At 64.8% G+C, this 3,368-nt stretch carries 2 protein-coding genes; both read left to right on the top strand.

The genetic code is table 11. From position 1 onward, the window contains the following. The first annotated feature begins 282 nt into the window (after window positions 1-282). Window positions 283-2,349, top strand: a complete 2,067-nt coding sequence (gene istA, locus AB0313_RS22015) for an IS21 family transposase (protein ID WP_366308462.1) — start codon at window positions 283-285, stop codon at window positions 2,347-2,349. Continuing rightward, a complete protein-coding gene (locus AB0313_RS22010) occupies window positions 2,339-3,127 on the top strand; it encodes an ATP-binding protein (protein WP_366308460.1) in 789 nt (262 codons plus the stop codon). The genes istA and AB0313_RS22010 overlap by 11 nt, the downstream gene beginning before the upstream one ends. Window positions 3,128-3,368 lie beyond the last annotated feature (241 nt).

Raw genomic sequence — 3,368 nt, 5'->3', positions numbered from 1 at the left:
CCGAAACCGTAATCGATGGCCTCGCTCAGGGCAAGAAGTACGTTGTCCCGGCCTCGGCTCAGGGCGGCGTCAATACCGAGTTCGGGGACCGATGGTGTAAGCGGCAACTTTAAACTGACCGGGTACGGCAAAACTGATTGACCGTTCGCGGCAGTGGTTTTGACCATTGGCGGCAAGCATTTTTGGAAAGTAGTAGGCCACGGTGTGTGGCTTGGCGTGCTGGGATTCCCCTTGTCCATCCCTCGTGTCGTTACGGGGAGAGCCCCTTCCTTCCGCGGTGAAATGGCGATGCCAATCGTCTGTATTTCACCTGTTGTGGGAAGGAAGGGGCTTGTTGTGAAGTCTCCAGGAGAGTTCATGGAAATTTTAGCTGCTTACGATTTGACCCGGTCGTATCGGGATGCCGCGAAGATCTGCGGCGTATCGCACAACACCGTGCGCTCTTACGTGAAAGCCCGGCAGGAAGGCGCGCAGGCGCCGGTGGCCCGGCAGCGTGGCCGGATGACCGACCCGTTCCTGCCCCAGATGATCTCCTGGGTGGAGCAGTCCCACGGGAAGATCCGCGGCGATGTCGTGCATGAGAAACTCCTCGCTCTGGGGTTCACCGGGTGTGAGCGCACGACCCGGACCGCCCTGGCCGAACTGAAGGCCAAATACCGGGCCCGGAACGTGCGCGTTCACCGGCCGTGGACTCCCGAGCCGGGTCTCTGGCTCCAGTATGACTACGGCGACGGGCCCGTCGTTGACGGGATGAAGACCGTGCTGTTCGTGGCCTGGCTGGCGTTTTCGCGGTTCCGGATCGTGATCGCATTGCGGGATAAGACCATGCCGAGCGTGTTCGCGGCCCTGGACAGGTCGTTTCGCCTGATCGGCGGGGTCCCGACTTACGTTTTGACCGATAACGAGAAGACCGTCACGATCGAGCACGTCGCCGGGATCCCGGTCCGCAACCACCAGATCGTGGCATTCGCCAGGCACTACTCGACCTCGCTGCAGACGTGCCTGCCGGCCGACCCGGCCTCCAAGGGCGGGGTGGAGAACGCGGTCAAGATCGCCAAGGCCGACCTCGTCCCGAAAGAGACCAACCTGCTGCCCGAGTACCGTTCCTTCGCCGAACTGGAGGCTGCATGTGAGGCGTTCATGGAGGAGGTGAATTCTCCCGAGCCGGGTCTCTGGCTCCAGTATGACTACGGCGACGGGCCCGTCGTTGACGGGATGAAGACCGTGCTGTTCGTGGCCTGGCTGGCGTTTTCGCGGTTCCGGATCGTGATCGCATTGCGGGATAAGACCATGCCGAGCGTGTTCGCGGCCCTGGACAGGTCGTTTCGCCTGATCGGCGGGGTCCCGACTTACGTTTTGACCGATAACGAGAAGACCGTCACGATCGAGCACGTCGCCGGGATCCCGGTCCGCAACCACCAGATCGTGGCATTCGCCAGGCACTACTCGACCTCGCTGCAGACGTGCCTGCCGGCCGACCCGGCCTCCAAGGGCGGGGTGGAGAACGCGGTCAAGATCGCCAAGGCCGACCTCGTCCCGAAAGAGACCAACCTGCTGCCCGAGTACCGTTCCTTCGCCGAACTGGAGGCTGCATGTGAGGCGTTCATGGAGGAGGTGAATTCGCGGGTGCACCTGGCCACGCTGGAGATCCCGAAGGACATGCTCCGTGTTCTCGAACGTCCCCGGCTGCATCCGGTCCCGGCCAACCCGGTCACGGCCAGTTTCGGCCAGACCCGCCAGGTCCCGCCGAACATGCCCATGATCACCTTCGAACAATCCCGGTACTCCGTCCCGCACACCCTGATGGGTGAGCTGGTGTGGGTCCGCGGGACCGACACCGAGGTCGTCATCGTCCACGTCGGTGACGCCGGCCCGGTCGAGGTCGCCCGGCACCAGCTCACCCGCCCCGGCACCCCGGCGATCATCGACGCGCATTTCCCGCCGGCCCCAGCCGGGGCCCTGGAGCGGGTGATCCGCCCCACGAACAAGGCCGAGGAGGAGTTCCTGGCCCTGGGCGCCGGCGCCGCGCTCTGGCTCAAGGAAGCCGCCGCTGCCGGAACCCAGAAAATCCGGCACAAAATGGAACGCGCCGTCACCCTCGCCAAGGTCCTGGGCACCGACGAGGTCGACAAGGGCCTGGGAGCGGCCGCGGTGCACCAGCGCTTCACCCACGAGGACCTGCTCTCCATCGTCAATACCGGCAGCGGCACAGGCCAGGCAACGACTACGACCCGCACCGTCACCGACCACACGCAATGGCTGAGCCAGGGCACCGGCGGCTGGGCCGCCTTCGGCACCACCCCTGCGACTACCAATGATGACTTTGAAGGAGCCATCGATGAACACTGACACCCTTACCCCGGCCCTGACCGATGCGGCGGTGGAGAACGTGATCGCGTTGATGCGCACGACCCGGATGCCGCACGCCCGCGCCGTCGTCGCCGACGTCCTGGCCACCGCGAAAGCCCAACGCTGGGATCCCACCGAAGTCGTCCGCGTCCTGCTCGAAGCCGAAGCCACCGGCCGGAACCGGTCGATGCTGGCAACCCGGCGCAAACGCGCCGGCTTCCCGACCGGGAAGACCTTCGAGGTCTGGGAGGAAGCCCTGTCCACCCTCCCGGCGGCAACAACGTCGTTCCTGCGGACCCTGGAATGGGTGCGGCGGCGCGAGAACCTGATCGCGTGCGGGCCCTCCGGCACCGGCAAAACCCTGCTCCTGGAAGGCCTCGGCCAGCAGGCCATCGATCAGGGAATGTCCGTGTCCTGGCTGAGCATGGAAGACCTCGGCGCGCTCGTGCGCCGGCACCGTATCGATGACAGCGTGAACAAAGCCATCACCCGGGCCACCAACGTGGACCTCATCTGCATCGATGACATCGGCCTGCTGCCGGTTTCCGCGGACGCCGCCGAAGGCTTCTACCGCGTCGTGGAAGCCTCCTACGAGAAGCGCTCCCTCGCGATCAGCTCGAACATCCACCCCTCCGGGTTTGATGAACTCATGCCCAAAACCATCGCCACCGCGACCGTGGACCGGCTCCTCCACCACGCCCACCTCTGCCAGACCAGCGGCGAGTCCGTCCGGCTCATGCAAGCCCAAAACGGGAAAGGAACCCGCCCCATGACCTGAGTCCGAACGACGGTCAGGCGCCCGCCAACCCGGCACGCCCTGGCGCCTGACCCTGTCCAAAAATACCTGCCGCCACCGGTCAATCACCTGCCACCAGCGGGCAAACCAACATGCCGCCACCGGTCAGTTCTAAGTTGCCGTTGACACGATGGCCCCGACGATTTTATAAAATCTCCTGCCACCACCGTGGCCGCGAACACCACGACACCCACTACGACCCACCACCAGGAACGCAACGCTG

Origin of the sequence: Pseudarthrobacter sp. NPDC080039 (assembly GCF_040702335.1) — a bacterium.
GTDB classification, from domain to species: Bacteria; Actinomycetota; Actinomycetes; order Actinomycetales; family Micrococcaceae; genus Arthrobacter; species Arthrobacter enclensis_A.
The sequence above is the reverse complement of the archived record's forward strand: the minus strand, read 5'-3'. Positions and strand labels throughout refer to the sequence as shown.